The organism is Tenacibaculum geojense (genome assembly GCF_042676005.1).
GTDB lineage: Bacteria > Bacteroidota > Bacteroidia > Flavobacteriales > Flavobacteriaceae > Polaribacter > Polaribacter geojense.
On record NZ_JBHTJR010000063.1, the window covers coordinates 1 to 948 of the forward strand.

Annotated in this window: 2 protein-coding genes; both read left to right on the top strand. The window is 29.7% G+C overall.

The annotated features are described in order from the left end of the window. On the top strand, window positions 1-397 hold a 397-nt coding region (locus ACFQ1U_RS13660; RefSeq protein ID WP_386109330.1), incomplete at its 5' end, for a hypothetical protein. A gap of 163 nt (window positions 398-560) precedes the next feature. After that, window positions 561-948 (top strand): hypothetical protein (locus ACFQ1U_RS13665; protein ID WP_386109332.1); only part of this gene is annotated, 388 nt, incomplete at its 3' end.

Sequence of the window (948 nt, forward strand, 5' to 3'; positions counted from 1 at the left end):
TTGTAGCGGAACGAATATTGATGGGAATTGGTATACCTCAAGTTCAAGAATACTCGAAGATAATACAATAGATTACGCTGAAATATTTATTAAAAATGACACAGTGCATATTTGTTCTGAATATATGTTGAGAATGACTCCAAGAACTATGATTTTAGAAAAAGACTCCCTTTACTTTTTTTCCAAATCTGAATCTAATTTCGTCGGGAATATTTTGAAAAAAACAAAAAATAGTTTTGACTTAGGTATTGATAATGAAAATAAAAGAACATACTATAGATTGGAAAATGACAAAAACCTTGAAAAACTTTTAAATGGAGAAATAACTGAAAAGGATTTTAATTTTGGTTTTGTAAAACGAATGAATAAGAATTATGAGAAGATAACCAATAAATAAAATACGTTGTACAACATTAGCTAAAAAACATTGCTCACGGAATTTCCCGTTGGGAAATTACCGCTGATGACCAAATGTTTAAGTATATTTATAAACTAATCGCTAAAACCATCGCAACGATTCCTTAGCTGAGACCGTTACCTGCAAGCTGAAAATTGAAACTATGAAAAAACAATTATTTATAATTTTACTTCTGATTTCATTAAAAAGTTTTGCTTGTACTTGTGCGATTAAAAAACTTTCCGAATGGCAGAAATATGAATTAGAAAATTCCAAATGTATTTTTATTGGAGAAGTGATTGAAGTAAACGATTCAAATTTAACATTTAAAATAAAGGTAACAGAATCATTAGATGGTGGAGACTCAATCGGAAATATTTACATCGGAAAAAATTGGAAATATTGCAGTCCTTATATTCAAGATAATGGGAAATGGATTGTTTATGGAAATATGGAAGACGGATTTTTACGTCTAAATATGTGCGGAATAAGTAGAAGTTTTGACTATCCAATTGTCAACCCTCTTCCACCTTCGCCAGAACTGTACGAAA